Origin of the sequence: Microbacterium sp. NPDC086615, assembly GCF_040686055.1 — a bacterium.
Classification (GTDB): domain Bacteria; phylum Actinomycetota; class Actinomycetes; order Actinomycetales; family Microbacteriaceae; genus Microbacterium.
In genome coordinates, this window is the sequence record NZ_JBFBJJ010000008.1 from 123835 (window position 1) to 139348 (window position 15514).

Below are 15514 nucleotides of genomic sequence, written 5' to 3' on the forward strand. Positions count from 1 at the left end.
GGCGCGATGGCGGACCGCTGGCACAAGCTCTCGCAGGCACCCACCACGGCGGGAACGGGGGAGGGGACGGCCTCGATGACGGCCGCCGACCTGTTCCGTGACACCGCCGAGACGGTCGCGGTGCCGCTCGACGAGAAGCTCCGCCAGACCTACTACTGGATCGTCAACCGCGCGGTGATCTCGCCGTACTACGACGTCGAGTTCTCGTCTGGCGCGCCGCTCGCCTACGCCCTCGGCGACGCGGGCGCCGAGCTGACCCTGCCGAGCGAGGCGTCGTTCTCGTCCAACGTCCTCCTTCCGCTGTTGAGCTTCGCGGTCGGGGGCAAGTGCCTACTCGTCGGCGGTCCGGGGCGCGGCAAGACGACCGTCGCGGTGCTCATGGGCGTCCTCGCCGGCTCCACGCCCGACGACGTGCGCCGCGGGGTGCAGCAGGGACAGCCGCAGCTCACGATCAGCGACCTCGTCGGCATCCCTCTTCCCCGGGACCTCATGAACGCCGCGAGTCTCGCCGAGGTCGGCGTCGCGTGGCGCGATTGGCTGTCGCGGCCGGTCAAGATCGTCGACGAGTACAATCGCATCCCCACGAAGACGCAGTCGGCGCTGCTGACGATGGTCGCCGAGGGGTACGTCGAGAGCCACGACCAGCTCAGGAAGACGGCGCCTGTGTCGGGGGTCGAGAGCTGGTTCTTCACAGCGAACGACGACGCCGGTGGGGGGACGTTCCCGGTCATCCAGGCGCTCCGCGACCGCATGGACGTCACGGTGCCCGCGGCCGGGTTCAACAGCCGTTTCCTCGACGAGCTGATCACGCGCGTCGAAGCCGGCGAGAAGCCCGAGGAGCACGTCCCCGCCGAGCTCGTCTTCGCGCCCGAGGAGCAGACCGCGATGCGGGCGGCGATCCGCGCGGTGCCCGTGCCCGTCGAGGTGCGGCGGCGACTGGAGTTCTTCCTCAGTCACTTCGAGTTCGTCCAGGGCGGCGGGCGACGCTTCGAGTACCGCACGAAAGACACCGTCACGACCGCCGGCGGAAAGGTCGCCGAGACGATCGAGGCGAATTCGGGTGCCGATCTCATGGCCGATCTCGGCGCCCAGACGCTGAACGGGCTCTCGGTACGCGCGTTGCAGACCCTCATCGTGTACGCCAAGGCGGTCGCGTGGTTCCGTGGGCGCGACGAGGTCTCGCTCGCCGACGTCGCCGCGATGGTGCCCTTCGTACTGCGCGGCAAGCTGCTGCCGAACCCCACGCACCCACGTTTCGACGTCGGTGTCGAGCGCGAACTGTCGACCGACCTCATGAGCTGGCTGAGCGATCTCTTCGCCGAGTCGTGCCGTCAGTACGACGCGCTCGGCCGCGGACGTCAGGACCCGGTCGGCGAACTGCTTGCGCAACTGGATGCCGGGCTCGACGGGGTCTCCGCCGTCGAGGCCTCGCGGCGTCTGACGGCGGTCGAGGCGCGTCTGCGCGCCGCGTCGACCTCGGGCAAACTGTACGGCCGCGACTTCGACGACCTGACCGCGCTGAAGTACCTGCACCAGCGCTACACCGCCTACCTCCGCTGGGTCGAGGGGCGGGCGTGATCCGCCGCCCCGGGCATCTCGCCGACACCGAGCCGCCGACCGGCGTGCCGATCGACGTGCCGGGGCTCGACTTCGAGCGCGCCGGGATCAACGTCGAGTCGGCGGGCGGGTCCGCCGAGCGGTTCTGGCACGCGCTCGCCGCCGGGCAGGCGACGCTGCCGGTCGGTGCGACGAGCGATCTCGTCGTCGCCCTCGCGGGGATCGCGGGCTGGCGCGCCGGTGTGCTGGGCCTCCGCGACGACGCCCTCGCCCACCTCCCGGAGGTCCCGTCGGCCGCGGCCGCGGCGGCGCTGGGTATCGCCCAGGGCGAGCTCAGCGCGTTCGCCGAGCGCCAGCGCACCGACCGCTTCTGGTGGCCGGGCCGCGCGGGCCAGCGCGGATACGTGTGCGCGGTGGGCGGCTTCGCCGGGCTCGGGGGCGCGTGGACCGCCCCGCCCACCGACCCGAGACCGCTCGACGACGACGGCGCCTTCGCCGTGCGCACGGGGGAGCGCTGGTGGCGCGTCGATGCCGACGTGTGGGGCTCGCGACTGATCGCGCTCGAGGGGGAGCCGCCGACTGCGCTCGGACGGGACGCGGGGCCCACGGCATCCCTCCTCACTTTCGCCGAGTCGTACCTCGCGTGGATCTACGTCGCGGAGCCCGCGTGACGGGGACTCGCGTGAAGGCGGTTGCGCTCGAGGGGGACGTGCGCCGCGCGTGGGAGAGCGCGCAGGAGCTCTGGGGTGTGCGCATGCACGACGCCGAGCTGCTGCCCGGCGCCGGACGTGAGCACGGGGCTCCCGCGTGGTTCCGTTTCCCGCCGGCCATCGTCGTCGACCCGCGCATGGTGGCCGAGCTCGGCGGCGGGGGCGAGATGGAGAGCGTCTTCGCGCACGAGCTCGGCCACCACGCTCTCGCTCCCGGAACGCGTCTGGATTCGCTGAAGATCCGCCACCAGCTGGCGCGGACTCTCGTCGCGGCGGGAGCGAGCTCGGTGCGAGACGACGATGTCGCGATGCTCTCGAACCTGTGGACCGACCTGCTCGTCAACGCCCGGGTGGCCCTGCTGCAGCGGCGGCGCGACGGGACGGGCGAGCCGGGCATCGTGCGGCTGTCACGCGCGCTCTACCGCGCGTCGCGCGATACCGGCGGTCGACTCTGGTGGGTGTACCTGCGGACCTACGAGCTGCTGTGGAACCTGCCGGCGGGAACCCTGTGCGCGATCGATCCGCCGCCGGCGCCGCCGCCGCGGGCCGCCATCGAGCACCGCGAGCGCGAGAGGTCCCGGGGAAGCTATCGAGCCCGCGACGACCGGATGCGCGAGGCGCGGGCCGAGGCCGAACAGGCGGCGCTCGAGCTCGCGGAAGCCACCATCACCCGACCCGGTCTGGATGCCGACACGCTCGCCGAGCTCGTGCGCACGTTCGCCGGCGATGCCGTCTCGGGTGCCCTGCGCTTCGGCGTGCTGGTGGCCCCCTATGTCGTCGCGGAACGCGCGGCCGGAGCGTCGATGCCGGGCGGCGCGTGTTCCGCCGACGAGGTTCCCCCGGGAGCAGCCGAGCTCGGTCGCGTCCTCGCGGATCGCCGGCTCCAGGCGCCCCTCCCCGTGCCCACCGGGCGTGGGCCGGGCACGGCGCGGTCCGCCGGGAACGGGTCGGGGCAGGCGCTCGGCATCGCGGAGACCCTCGAGCTGTACGCGGGCGCGGACCAGGATGCCGTGATCGCGGCGTGGTACCGCTCCGAGGCCGCGCGATGGGTGCGTCCCTTCACGCAGCGCGCACCGTCGACGCCGGCCGAGGAGCTGCCCGGCCCCGTCGAGACGTGGGAGACCGGCGACGACCTGGCCGATCTCGACTGGCCCGCGACCCTCCGCGCCGGGGGCGTCGTCGTCCCCGGCATCACGACCCGCCGCCGTTCGTTCCTCGCCGATGAGCCGGTGCCGCGCGAGGCGAGCATCACGCTGGACATGTACATCGACTCATCTGGATCGATGCCGAACCCTCGATCGGGGTCACCCGCCGTGCTGGCGGGCACGATCCTCGCGCTGTCGATTCTGCGGGGCGGCGGCCGGGTCCGCGTGGCGAGTTTCTCGGGCCCCGGGCAGGTCGCCGGTAGCGACGACTTCACGCGCGACCCGGTCCGCGTCGTTCGCGACCTCGCCCACTTCTTCGGCGGCGGGACGACCTTCCCGCTCGACCTGCTCGAGCGCCGTGCCGCGGGGCGGGGACCGGCGAGCGCCGAGAAGCGCCGCCATCTCGTCGTGCTCTCGGACGATGGGCTGGTGTCGATGTTCGGGGCGGGCGATCCCGACCGAGCCGGAGTGGCGGCCCAGGTGCGGTCCACGCTGTCGACCGGCACGCTCGTCGTCCTCGACCGGTCGCGGCAGGTGGAGCCGCTCGCGCGGGCCGCCGGCTACGAGACGCTGTTTCTCGAGACGATGGACGACGCCCCCGCGGCGTGCGCGACCCTGGCGGAGGTGCTCAATGGCTGACGCCGACGAACTCCTGAAGGTGTGGGCGAGCATGGCCCCGCCCGAGGGCGAGACGTGGTCGCTCGCGCGCCCCGGGCCCGCGCTGGACGCGGTCGCCGCGCGGCTGTCGAGTGTGCCGCGATCGTTCCTCGACGACGACGTGTCGATCAGGGCGCTCTCGGGCGACATCGCGGGGGCCGAGTGCGCGTCCGCGGCCTACGCCGACGATGCCCGCGTGCGTCGCGGCGCCGCGATCGGGCTCTGGCTGCTCGCGAGCGAGGAGATCGTCGAGCCCTTCCGCCCGTCCCTGACCGGGCCGTGGGCGCTCCGCGCCGTCGACTCCCTCGGGCTGCGGGTCGCACCGGTCGTCGATCCGCTCGACTGGCTCGCCGACGACGAGCGGCGGGAGGAAGCGGCCCGCACCTTCCTGCTGTGGGCCGGATTCGTCCCCGCGGGAGAGGACCGCGCGACCGCGCAGGCGCTCTGGCAGGCGCGCGACTCGCTGCGGCGCAGCAGCGCGCTCGCCGAGGCCTACGCCGCGTACGAGCACCGCGAGGAGATCGCCCGACGTCTGGCCGAGGCCCGGGCGAGGGAGGCTGCGGCGAGGTATTCCAGTGAGTGAGCCGCGCGGCCTTCCGACTGCCCCCGAAACGGTGGCGGGGAGTGACAGCGGAGACCCGTCCCGCGGCATCGGCGGCGTGCCGTGCCCCGATGGCCCCGGCGCGGAGCGACGGCGGTGGGCGGCAGTCGGGGACGGCGCCCGACCCCGATGATCCGCTCGCGCTCGGCGAGTACCGCCCGGGCTCCGCGGCGGTGCTCACGGATGCCGAGCGCTGGCCGACCCTCGACGCCCCCGCCGCGGAACGCCTCCGCCGCTGGCGCACCCACCCCTCCGCGCCCGCCTGGGTGCACGCGACCGGCGACCGGCTCACCGCCGAGGCGATCGAGCGCACGCGTACGCCGCTTCCGCTCGAGGGCTGGCTCGACGAGCACCTCGCGACGGCGCGGAAGCTCCCGTTCTATCGGGGGCACACGGGGCTGCGCACCCTCGCGGACTTCCCCCCGATCGCCCGCGCCGATCTCGCGGCCGACGTCTCGGCGTTCGTGCCGCTCGACGCCGACCTCGACCGCATGCTGCACGGCACGAGCTCGGGCTCGACGGGAGCTGCGCTCGTCATCCCCGACGACGTCGAAGAGGTCGCCCGGGGCTTCCACCTCCTCGTCGATCTCGCCCGCCGTGCGGGTGTCGAGTGGACCCCGGATGCCGAGCGCCTCGCGCTCGTCTGGGTGCTGCAGCAGCGCCAGGCGTTCACCTACATCTCGCTGATCAGCGGCTTCGCCCACCGGGCGATGGCGCGCGTGAACCTCGACGCGCGCGCCTGGCGCGCGGCATCCGATCGCTCCCGATTCCTCGCGGACGCGAACCCGCAGGTGATCTCGGGCAACCCGACGAGCCTCGCCGAGCTGCTGAGCGACGATCTGCGCGAGGTGCTGCGGCCGCTCGCCCTGTTCTCGGGCGCGATGGCGTTGTCGGGGCCCCTGCGTGCCGAGCTCGAGACCGCGTTCGCGTGCCCGGTCATCGACGTCTACGGCCTCCACGAGACGCGACCGATCGCCGCGCGCACCGACGACGGGCCGTTCCGGGTGCTGGACCGGCGCGTGCTCGTCGAGATCCTGGATGCCGCGGGCGACTCGGTGCCCGAAGGCGAGATGGGCGAGATCACGGTGACGGCGGGAGAGAACCCGCTGCTCCCGCTCGTGCGGTATCGCACGGGCGACGTGGGGCGTCTCGTGCGGTTCCCCGACGGGGCGGTGGGGATCGCCGACCTCGAGGGGCGCGAGCACACCGAGTTCGTCACCGGTTCCGGCGTGCGCGTTCCCTCGGTCGATCTGACGCAGCAGTTGCAGAGTCACGGGGCGCTCGGGTGGTCGGTCGTGCAGGACGCGTCGGGCGCTGTCGCGGTGACGGTGGTCGGCGGCGATGCCGCGCGGATCCGTGAGGCGCTCGTCGTGCTGCTGGAGCAGCCGGTCGAGGTCGGACGTGTGAACCGCCTCATCGACCTCGGCGAGGGCAAGCCCCGACGCTTCCGCTCCGCGGCGACGGCGTGACGCGAGCCCCCTCCCGAGACGGGGAGGGGGTCGCGACCGGGCTGGCCGTCAGTCGAGGTACTTCGCGTACGCCGGCAGGGTGAGGAACGCCGGGAACTCCGGACGCAGAGCCACCTCGCGGAACACCGCGGCGGCGTCGTCGAAGCGGTCGCCGTCGGTGCGCGGCACCTCGGCCAGCACCTCGTCGAGCAGGCCCTCGACGAAAGACCGGGTGATCGTGTCACCCTCGGCGGTCTCGCGGTCCTGGTGGATCCACTGCCAGATCTGCGAGCGCGAGATCTCGGCGGTCGCGGCATCCTCCATGAGGTCGTCGATCGCCACGGCGCCGAGGCCCCGCAGCCACGCCTCGATGTAGCGGATCGCCACCGAGACGTTGCCGCGCACGCCCGCCGTCGTCACGGGGAGGCCGATCCGCAGGTCGAGCAGGTCGGCGGGATCGACCGCGACCTCCTCGCGCGTGCGGTGCAGCTGGTTCTCGCGCTCGCCGAGCACGGCGTCGAACTCGGCGCGCGCCACCGGGATCAGATCGGGGTGGGCCACCCACGTGCCGTCGAAGCCGTCGCCGGCCTCGCGGCGCTTGTCGGCGGCGACCTTCTCGAACGCCGCCTCGGTCACCTCGGGCTTGCGGCGGTTGGGGATGAACGCGCTCATCCCGCCGATCGCGTACGCGCCCCGCGTGTGGCAGGTCCGCACGAGCAGCTCGGTGTAGGCCCGCATGAACGGCACCGTCATGGTGACCTCGCTGCGGTCGGGGAGCACGAACCGCGCCCCGCGCCCGCGGTAGGTCTTGATGATCGAGAAGATGTAGTCCCAGCGCCCGGCGTTCAGCCCCGCGCAGTGGTCGCGGAGGGCGAAGAGGATCTCCTCCATCTCGAACGCCGCGGGCAGCGTCTCGATCAGCACGGTCGCACGGATCGTGCCGTGCGCGAGACCCAGACGCTCCTCGGTGAACGAGAACACGTCATCCCACAGTCGTGCCTCCTCGGCCGACTCGATCTTCGGCAGGTAGAAGTACGGCCCGCGGCCCGCGGCGATCAGCGCGTGCGCGTTGTGGAACACGTACAGCCCGTAGTCGACGAGGGATCCGGATGCCGACAGCTCGCGGCCCGACCGGTCGATGAACGTCACGTGCTTCTCGGGCAGGTGCCAACCGCGCGGGCGCATCACGATCGTCGGGGTGCGCTCGGCGGTGACCTCGTAGCGCTTGCCCTCGGGGCTCGTGAACGACAGCTGCCCGCGGATCGCGTCGAACAGCGAGAGCTGTCCGCCGATGACGTTCCGCCAGGTGGGGGAGGTGGCATCCTCCTGGTCGGCCAGCCACACCCGCGCACCGGAGTTCAGCGCGTTGATGGTCATCTTCGGGTCGGTGGGTCCGGTGATCTCGACGCGGCGGTCTTCGAGGCCCGGGCCCGCGCCGGCCACACGCCACGACGGGTCGTCGCGGATGTGCGCGGTGTCGGCGCGGAAGTGCGGGTCGTCGCCCGTGCCGATCTCGAAGCGCCGGCGCTCGCGCGCGGCCAGCCGGTCGTGCCGGCGCCGCGCGAAGCGGTCGTGGAGCTCGGCGACGAAGGCGATCGCCGCGGGGGTGAGGATCTCGGCATCCCGTCCTTCGAGGGGGCGCTCGAGGCGCAGGTGGGGGATGGATGCCGGAGCGCTCGGCATCCGGGATCCGTCGGTGCTCGCGCGGGTCGGGGTGGGCGGGGGAGAGGTGATGAGGGTCATGGTCGTGGCTTTCTGTGTCGGTGGCGTCCCCTGGCGGCTCGCGGCCGCGAAGTGTTGAGTGTCCAGAACACGCCGTAACAGAGGGGTGGATTACGGCGTGTCTTGGACACTCGACGGGGGTGGGACGGAGAACAGGGGGTCAGTGGAACTGGGCCGTCTCGGTGGAGCCGGCGAGGGCGAGGGTTGCGCTGTCGGGGTTGAGCGCGGTCGAGACGACGTCGAAGTAGCCGGTGCCCGCTTCGCGCTGGTGGCGCGTCGCGGTGTAGCCGTCGGCTTCGGCGGCGAACTCGGCCTCCTGCAGCTCGACGTACGCGCTCATGGCGCGCTCGGCGTAACCGCGGGCGAGGTCGAACATCGAGTGGTTCACGGCGTGGAAGCCGGCCAGGGTGATGAACTGGAAGGCGTAGCCCATCGCCGCGAGCTCCGCCTGGAACGTCGCGATCTGCGCGTCGTCGAGGTGGCGCTTCCAGTTGAAGCTCGGGGAGCAGTTGTACGCGAGCTTCTTGCCCGGGAAGCGGGCGTGGATCGCCTCGGCGAAGCGGCGGGCGAGCTCGATGTCGGGCTCTCCGGTCTCGACCCACAGCAGGTCGGCATAGGGGGCGAACGCGAGGCCGCGCGCGATCACGGCATCCAGACCAGGTCGCACCCGGTAGAAGCCCTCGCTCGTGCGCTCGCCGGTGAGGAACTCCCGGTCGCGCTCGTCGATGTCGCTCGTGAGCAGGTCGGCGGCCAGCGCGTCGGTGCGCGCGATGATCACCGTCGGCACGCCCGCGACGTCGGCCGCGAGGCGCGAGGCGTTGAGGGTCCGGATGTGCTGCTGGATCGGCACGAGCACCTTGCCGCCGAGGTGACCGCACTTCTTCTCGCTCGCGAGCTGGTCTTCCCAGTGGATGCCGGCGGCCCCCGCCGCAATCAGCGACTGCGCGAGCTCGTAGGCGTTCAGGGGTCCGCCGAAGCCCGCCTCGGCGTCGGCGACGATCGGGGCGAGCCAGTCCTGGGTGATCTCCCCCTCGGCGCGCTCGATCTGGTCCTGGCGGAGCAGGGCGTTGTTGATGCGACGCACCACCGCCGGGACGGAGTTGGCGGGGTACAGGCTCTGGTCGGGGTAGGTCTGGCCCGCGAGGTTGCCGTCGGCGGCGACCTGCCAGCCGGAGAGGTAGATCGCCTTCAGGCCCGCGCGCACCTGCTGCACGGCCTGGCCGCCGGTGTAAGCGCCGAGGGCTCGCACGTACTCCTCGGTGTGCAGGAGGTTCCAGAGGTTCTCGGCCCCGCGGCGGGCGAGCGTCGCCTCCTCGCGGACGCTGCCGCGGAGGCGGACTACGTCGTCGGCCGAGAACGTGCGCTCGATGCCGTCCCAGCGGGGGTCGGCATCCCAAGCGGCACGGAGCTCGGCGGCGGTCTCGGTCTGGTCGCCGGGGCGGAGCGGCGGCTGCGCGGGGGTGGCCTGGATCGTCATGAGCGTTCTCCTTCGGGATTCCGGGGCGTCGGTGCCCCGTGGAGACCACTGTGGGCGAAGAACAAGACCCATTTCCGACATTTCCCTTGTGAAGATCGCGCGATCTTCCGCTTCTGTGAGAACCTGCCGGTATGGACACCGGCGTCTCGATTCCCGCGGCATCCCTCCCGCTCGACGATGAGGGAGTGGACACGCTCACCATCGGCCGACGCATCCGACAACTGCGCACCGCGCGCGGCATGACGCTCGACGACCTCGCCGGAGCGGTCGGTCGCGCGCCCAGTCAGATGTCGATGATCGAGAACGGTCGCCGTGAGGCGAAGCTCACGCTGCTGCAGGCGATCGCGCGGGCACTGGAGTGCAAGCTCGATCAGATCCTGGATGCCGAGCCCCTCGACGCCCGCGCCACTCTCGAGCTCTCGGTGGAGCGGGCGATGCGCGGGCAGACCTTCCAAGCGCTCGGGATCGCGCCGTTCCGCGTGGGGCGGTCGGTGCCGGACGAGGCGCTCGCCGCGATGCTCGCTCTCCAGGCCGAGATCGAGCGCCTCCGGGAGGAGCGGTCGGCGACGCCCGAGGAGGCCCGACGCGCGAACGTCGCCCTCCGTCGCCTCATGCGCACGCAGGACAACCATTTCCCGGAGCTCGAGCGCGTGGCATCCGGAATCCTCGAAGCGGTGGAGCATCCCGGCGGGCCCCTCACGCAGCGCGGGGCGAGCGACATCGCCGCGCACCTCGGCTTCACGCTGCACTACGTGCCCGACCTGCCGTCGTCGACGCGCAGCATCGCCGACGTGAAGAACGGCCGGCTGTACCTGTCGACGAAGGTCGCGAAGGGCGATCCGCGCGCGGCGGTGCTGCAGGCGCTGTCGAGCCGGATCCTCGGGCACGGCGAGCCGACGAGCTACGACGAGTTCCTCCGTCAGCGCGTCGAGACGAACTACCTCACCGGCGCACTCCTGATGCCCGAGGCGCACGTGGTCGCCGCGCTTCGCGAGGCCAAGGAGCGGCGCACGATCAGCATCGAGGACCTCCGCGACGCCTACTCAGTGTCGTACGAGACGGCCGCGCACCGCTTCACGAATCTCGCGACGGTGCATCTCGGCATCCCGGTGCACTTCCTCAAGGTGCACGAGTCGGGGACGATCACGAAGGCGTACGAGAACGATGACGTGAATTTCCCCACCGATCGCCTCGGGTCGATCGAGGGGCAGATGTGCTGCCGTCGGTGGACGAGTCGCGTGGTGTTCGAGGAGGACGACCTCTTCAACCCGTACTACCAGTACACCGACACGGGCAACGGGACGTATTGGTGCACCGCGCGCGTGGAGCAGTCGAGCGAGGGCGCGCACTCGGTGAGTGTGGGCGTGCGCTTCGACGACACGCGGTGGTTCCGGGGTCGGGATACGCCCAATCGCGGTGTGTCGCGGCACGCGGTCGAGACGTGCTGCCGCCGCCCTCCCGCCGACCTCGAGGCCACGTGGCGCGGGCAGGCGTGGCCGAACGTCCGCACGCCGCGGACGCTGCTCGCGACCCTGCCGACGGGGGCGTTCCCGGGCGTCGACACGACGGAGATGTACGAGTTCCTGCAGGCGCACGCGCCGGCGGACTGACGGCGGGCGGCAGCGGCGCGGTCCCGGGGCGTGCCGTCGGGCGGAGTTCGTGGGTAGGGGGGGGTGGGGGTGTGCCGTCGGGCGGAGTTCGTGGGGTCCGGGGGTGGTCGGGGGTGTGCCGTCGGGCGGAGTTCGCGGGTGACACGCCGGTTCGGGATGCCGGTGGCCCGGCGTGTCGGGTCGGGACTCCGCGTGACGGTCCGGGTGCGCGGCTCGGGCTGGCCGTGGCCGGTGGTCGGGGATGTGCCGTCGGGCGGAGTCCGTGGGCCCGGGGGTGGTCGGGGGTGTGCCGTCGGGCGGAGTTCGTGGGTCCGGGGGTGGTCGGGGGTGTGCCGTCGGGCGGAGTTCGTGGGCGACACGCCGGCTCGGGATGCCGGTGGCCCGGCGTGTCGGGCCGGGACTCCGCGTGACGGTCCGGGTGTGCGGCTCGGGCTGGTCGTGGCCGGTGGTCGGGGGTGTGCCGTCGGGCGGAGTTCGTCGGTCCCGGGGTGGCCGGGCCTGTGCCGTCCGGCGGAGTTCGTGGGGACACGCCGGTTCGGGATGCCGAGGTCCCGGCGTGTTGGCTCTGGACTCCGCGTGACGGTCCGGGAACGAACCCGGCCACCACACCGAGGCCCCACGTCGAGGCCCATGGGTTGACGAGAAACCTGACATGTGTAAGGTTTTTGAGCAGCGAGCTCCACATCCCCCCGGAGCGCTTTCGATGAGGAGAGCAGTCATGAAGCACACCCTCGCGGCATCCACCGCGATCGTCGGACTCGTCCTGGGCGGTTTCGCCGCGGCATCCCCTGCCGTCGCCGCGCCGCCCTCCGCCGCGACCGAGAAGCCCGGACCCCCGGGTCATGCCGGACCGCCCGCGCACGCCGGCCCCGGCGTGCGCGACCTCGAGCGCTACGCCGCAGACACCTGGGCATCTCTCGCGGCGATGGCCCACGAGAACACCGGCCTGCCCGACGACAACATCGGTGGCGCGCTCGATGAGTCCACGGCATCCGGATACACCTCGCCCACCAACATCGGCGGCTACCTCTGGTCGACCGTGACCGCGCGCGACCTCGGGATCATCAGCGCCGACGAGGCGCGCGAGCGCCTCACCGCCACCGTCGCGACGCTCGAGACGATGGAGCGGAACGAGGGCAGCGGGATGTACTACAACTGGTACGCCCCGGACACCGGCGCGAAGCTCGAGGTCTTCCCGACTTCGGGCGAGGTCATCCACCCGTTCCTCAGTACGGTCGACAACGGCTGGCTTGCGGCGGGCTTGCGGATCGTCCGCGAGGCGGAGCCGACGCTCGCAGACCGCGCCGACGCGCTGTACGAGTCGATGGACTTTTCGGCTTTCTTCGACGCGGCGGGCGCGGCGGGTCTTCCAGCCGGAGCGAACCGAGGCGGCTTCTGGGAGGCTCCTCCCGGTGACGGCTGCGCGGTCGAGGCGCCGATGTACAACGGCAGCGGCGAGACGGCGTTCTACACGTGCCACCACTACGACACGACGGTGAGCGAGAGTCGCATCGCGACCTACCTCGGCATCGCGGAGGGCTCCATCCCGGCATCCGGTCTGTACGGCACGCACCGCACGATGCCGGCGGGCTGCGACTGGGCGTGGCAGGAGCAGCTGCCCACCGGCGACACACGCACCTATGACGGTGTCGACGTCTTCGAGGGTGTGTATTCCTACGACGGCATGAGTTTCGTCCCGAGCTGGGGAGGCAGCATGTTCGAGGCGCTCATGCCCGACCTGCTCATCCCCGAAGCTGAGTGGGGCCCGCGCTCGTGGGGCGTCAACCACCCGATCACCGTCGAGGTGCAGAAGCGTCACGGCCTCGACGAGGCCGGCTACGGGTACTGGGGCTTCTCGCCCGCCAGCAACCCGTTCGGCGGCTACAGCGAGTACGGCGTCGACATCGCCGGCATCCGCTCCGACGGCTACACCTCGGATGCCGAGAAGACCGACGTCGACGTCGACCGCCCCGGCTGCTCGGAGGGCACGAACCCGAACCCGACGTTCGGCGATGGCGTGGTCACGCCACACGCCGCGTTCCTCGCCCTGCCCTACGACCGCGCCGGTGTGCTGAAGAACCTGCGCGGCCTCGAGAAGAAGCTCGGCGCCTATGGCCCCGGCGGTTTCTACGACGCGGTCGCGGTGAAGAGCGGCACGGTCGCCGAGCGGTACCTGTCGCTGGATCAGTCGATGATCATGGCGGCGATCGGCAACGCGCTGACGGGCGGCTCGCTGAAGGACTACATGGTCGATGACAGGATGGAGCAGAACCTCCGGCCTGCCATCGAGCAGCAGGTCTTCGGCTCGTCGTGGGGCGCTTCGCGTCCCTGACGGCTCGATCGCTCGATGCCCGGTGCCTCGCGGAGGTGTCGGGCATCGGTGTGCCCGGGGCGGGGGAGAGGATGCCGATGACCGACGCACCCCCTCCCCGCGCGCGCCGCGGCAGTTACGCCAAGGGGCAGCAGACGCGGCAGCGCATCGTCGATGAAGCCGTCGTGGTCTTCGGGCGGTCGGGTGTCACGGCCGGTTCGCTCCGTGAGGTCGCCACGCGCGTCGGCCTCACCCCCGCGGGCCTCATGCATCACTTCGCCTCCAAGGAGGAGCTGTTTGCCGAGGTGCTGCGCCAGCGTGACGAGCGCGTCCGCGCGGCGGCCGGCGATCCGCACGAGCACACCCTCGTCGAGCAGATGCAGAAGGTCGTCGCGCACAACGCGACCACTCGCGGCCTCACCTCGCTCTACACCCTGGTCGTCGCCGAGGCGGGGGACCCCGCGCATCCCTCGCACGCGGCCTTCGCTGCGCGGTACCGACACGGTGCCGAGACCGCCGCCGAGCTGCTGCGCGCGGGACAGGCCGCCGGCGAGGTGCGCGCCGACATCGACCCCGAGCATGCCGCGCGGTTGCTGAGCGCGGTGATGGACGGCCTGCAGCAGCAGTGGCTCCTCGACGAGTCGGTCGACATGCCGGCGCTGTTCGCCGAGTTCGTGCGGGGTTATCTGCGGCCTCGGGCTTGAACTCTGGCATCCGGTGTTCCGTCGCACCTCCGTGTCCGGGTGAGTCGGTGCGCGTCGGGGTGTCGGGGGCGGGCCGTCGGGCGGAGTTCGTGGCGACACGCGGCGTCTGGATGCCGCTGGCTCGGCGTGCCGGCCGAGGCTTCCGCTCGACGGTACGGGCGCGGGGCGGGCGGTGGCGGTCCGGATGGGCAGGGGGCGGCGCACCGGGCGGGCCGTCAGGCGGAGTTCGGGATGACACGCGGGTTGTGGATGCCGCTGGCTCGGCGTGTCGCGGAAGAACTCCGCGTGACGGTACGGGGGCGTGCGGCGTGGACTCCGCGGGCCGGTACTCGTGGGGCGGGCGGGACGATACCGGGCGGGGCACGGACTCCGCGGGACGGTGCGGGCGGGGCGGACTCCGCGGGACGGTGCGGGCGGCGCGGCACGAACTCCGCGCGACGGTGCGGGTGGCGCGGCGCGGACTCCGCGCGACGGTGAGTGCCGCGCGGTGGGGAACGCCGCGTGAGGCGACACGCCGCTCGGGCGTGAGAGAGAAGACCGGTTACGACCGCGCGCGGTGCAGGCCGCGATCGACGTGGGCGCGGATCGCGAGCTCGACCGTCGGCCAATCGTGCACGACCATCGCGTAGTCGAAGCGCAGGGTGACGAATCCCCACGCGGCGGCGTGGGCGTCGCGCACGAGGTCGCGGTGCCTGTGGTCGGGGGCGGCGTGGTTCTCGGCGCCGTCGACCTCGACGATCAGGCGCTCGCCGATGAGAAGGTCGACGCGTCCCACGGAGACGACGCCCTGCTGCGTCCGCACGTCGATTCCCCAGTGGCGCAAGCGCCACCGGACCAGGGTCTCGAGTCCGCTCTCGGCGTCACGTCGGGCGAAGGCGATCGCCTCGCGACCCGCGGCGTTCGTGTGAGCTTCGAGCCAGGTGAGATCGGCATCCTGGATCTTGTTCTGGTGGAGTGCCGATTCGAGGGCGACCAGGAACTCCTCGACCCCGCGGCACCGGAGTACCTGCCGGAGGGTCTGCGCCACCGCGGGGAGGCCGAAGGCGTCGACGGTGTCACGGTCCCAGTGCGAGACCTCTCCGTTTGCGCGTCGATGTCCGCGCGGCTTCAGTCCGACGTGCAAGGGTTCGGGGTCGGCCAGGATCCACAGGCCATGGTGTCGCGCAGCGCTGACGCACGCGGGCGGTCCCCCGAGGAGCGCCGCGCGGATCACGGGCTCGCAGGCGTCGGCATCCGCATACACTCCGCGTCGCAGGCGGACGAGGGACCCCGCCCGCAGCGCGCGGTCGATCGCGCGGCGCGTCATGCCCGTGGCGAGCAGCTCTGCCCGGGTGCGGACGGATGACGTGTGGCACATCGTCCGAGGATGGCCGAAGCGGCCCGCCGCTCGGGGCGGTCCTGCCCCGACTTGTGGATGGATCGACAGGTTGATCGTCTGGGGAGGAGGCGTCGCCGCTCCCCCGAGGTGTGCCGTCAGGCGGAGTGCGGCCCTGACACGCCGCTACGGCGCGCGGCGAAACGGCGTGTCGACCCCGAACTCCGCCTGACGGCGCGGCGGCACCACGGCCCGCG

Annotated in this window: 11 protein-coding genes; 8 read left to right on the top strand and 3 right to left on the bottom strand. The window is 72.2% G+C overall.

Annotation, left to right across the window (positions count from 1 at the left end; genetic code table 11):
* Positions 1-6 precede the first annotated feature (6 nt).
* From AB0O24_RS10080 to AB0O24_RS10100, 5 genes are read left to right on the top strand one after another with little or no spacing between them, the layout of a single operon-like run.
* A complete protein-coding gene (locus tag AB0O24_RS10080) occupies positions 7-1578 on the top strand; it encodes a MoxR family ATPase (RefSeq protein ID WP_307385247.1) in 1572 nt (523 codons plus the stop codon).
* Positions 1575-2228, top strand: coding sequence for a potassium transporter Kef (locus AB0O24_RS10085; RefSeq protein ID WP_363374561.1), 654 nt, complete (start codon positions 1575-1577; stop codon positions 2226-2228). The genes AB0O24_RS10080 and AB0O24_RS10085 overlap by 4 nt, the downstream gene beginning before the upstream one ends.
* On the top strand, positions 2225-4051 hold the full coding sequence (locus AB0O24_RS10090) for a VWA domain-containing protein (RefSeq protein ID WP_363374564.1): 1827 nt from the start codon (positions 2225-2227) through the stop codon (positions 4049-4051). The genes AB0O24_RS10085 and AB0O24_RS10090 overlap by 4 nt, the downstream gene beginning before the upstream one ends.
* Positions 4044-4652: a hypothetical protein gene (locus tag AB0O24_RS10095; RefSeq protein WP_058629367.1), complete on the top strand. Its 609-nt coding sequence runs from the start codon at positions 4044-4046 to the stop codon at positions 4650-4652. The genes AB0O24_RS10090 and AB0O24_RS10095 overlap by 8 nt, the downstream gene beginning before the upstream one ends.
* 41 nt (positions 4653-4693) lie before the next feature.
* The gene (locus AB0O24_RS10100) at positions 4694-6139 is read left to right on the top strand and encodes an AMP-binding protein (RefSeq protein ID WP_363374568.1); all 1446 of its coding nucleotides are present in this window, start codon (positions 4694-4696) and stop codon (positions 6137-6139) included.
* Positions 6140-6187: 48 nt separating this feature from the next.
* On the opposite strand, the gene aceB is transcribed toward AB0O24_RS10100, so the two are convergent.
* Both aceB and aceA read right to left on the bottom strand, forming a co-directional pair.
* The gene (gene aceB / locus AB0O24_RS10105) at positions 6188-7861 is read right to left on the bottom strand and encodes a malate synthase A (protein ID WP_363374570.1); all 1674 of its coding nucleotides are present in this window, start codon (positions 7859-7861) and stop codon (positions 6188-6190) included.
* A 139-nt stretch (positions 7862-8000) separates the two neighbouring features.
* Positions 8001-9317, bottom strand: a complete 1317-nt coding sequence (gene aceA, locus AB0O24_RS10110) for an isocitrate lyase (RefSeq protein WP_363374573.1) — start codon at positions 9315-9317, stop codon at positions 8001-8003.
* Positions 9318-9448: 131 nt separating this feature from the next.
* On the opposite strand from aceA, the gene AB0O24_RS10115 reads away from it, so the two are divergent.
* From AB0O24_RS10115 to AB0O24_RS10125, 3 genes are all read left to right on the top strand, one after another.
* Positions 9449-10927, top strand: a complete 1479-nt coding sequence (locus tag AB0O24_RS10115; protein WP_275796547.1) for a helix-turn-helix transcriptional regulator — start codon at positions 9449-9451, stop codon at positions 10925-10927.
* A 718-nt stretch (positions 10928-11645) separates the two neighbouring features.
* Positions 11646-13259: a glucoamylase family protein gene (locus AB0O24_RS10120; protein WP_363374575.1), complete on the top strand. Its 1614-nt coding sequence runs from the start codon at positions 11646-11648 to the stop codon at positions 13257-13259.
* A 77-nt stretch (positions 13260-13336) separates the two neighbouring features.
* On the top strand, positions 13337-13942 hold the full coding sequence (locus AB0O24_RS10125) for a TetR/AcrR family transcriptional regulator (protein WP_275796544.1): 606 nt from the start codon (positions 13337-13339) through the stop codon (positions 13940-13942).
* Between the two features lie 541 nt (positions 13943-14483).
* Here the strand turns inward: AB0O24_RS10125 and AB0O24_RS10130 are convergent.
* A complete protein-coding gene (locus AB0O24_RS10130; RefSeq protein ID WP_275796542.1) occupies positions 14484-15299 on the bottom strand; it encodes a type IV toxin-antitoxin system AbiEi family antitoxin domain-containing protein in 816 nt (271 codons plus the stop codon).
* Positions 15300-15514: the final 215 nt, after the last annotated feature.

Bases quoted from the DNA above. Each gene is read 5' to 3' on its own strand.
- AB0O24_RS10115 (WP_275796547.1), top strand. From the start codon at position 9,449: ATGGACACCGGCGTCTCGATTCCCGCGGCATCCCTCCCGCTCGACGAT.
- aceB (WP_363374570.1), bottom strand. From the start codon at position 7,861: ATGACCCTCATCACCTCTCCCCCGCCCACCCCGACCCGCGCGAGCACC.
- AB0O24_RS10125 (WP_275796544.1), top strand. From the start codon at position 13,337: ATGACCGACGCACCCCCTCCCCGCGCGCGCCGCGGCAGTTACGCCAAG.
- AB0O24_RS10120 (WP_363374575.1), top strand. From the start codon at position 11,646: ATGAAGCACACCCTCGCGGCATCCACCGCGATCGTCGGACTCGTCCTG.
- aceA (WP_363374573.1), bottom strand. From the start codon at position 9,317: ATGACGATCCAGGCCACCCCCGCGCAGCCGCCGCTCCGCCCCGGCGAC.
- AB0O24_RS10095 (WP_058629367.1), top strand. From the start codon at position 4,044: ATGGCTGACGCCGACGAACTCCTGAAGGTGTGGGCGAGCATGGCCCCG.
- AB0O24_RS10080 (WP_307385247.1), top strand. From the start codon at position 7: ATGGCGGACCGCTGGCACAAGCTCTCGCAGGCACCCACCACGGCGGGA.
- AB0O24_RS10130 (WP_275796542.1), bottom strand. From the start codon at position 15,299: ATGTGCCACACGTCATCCGTCCGCACCCGGGCAGAGCTGCTCGCCACG.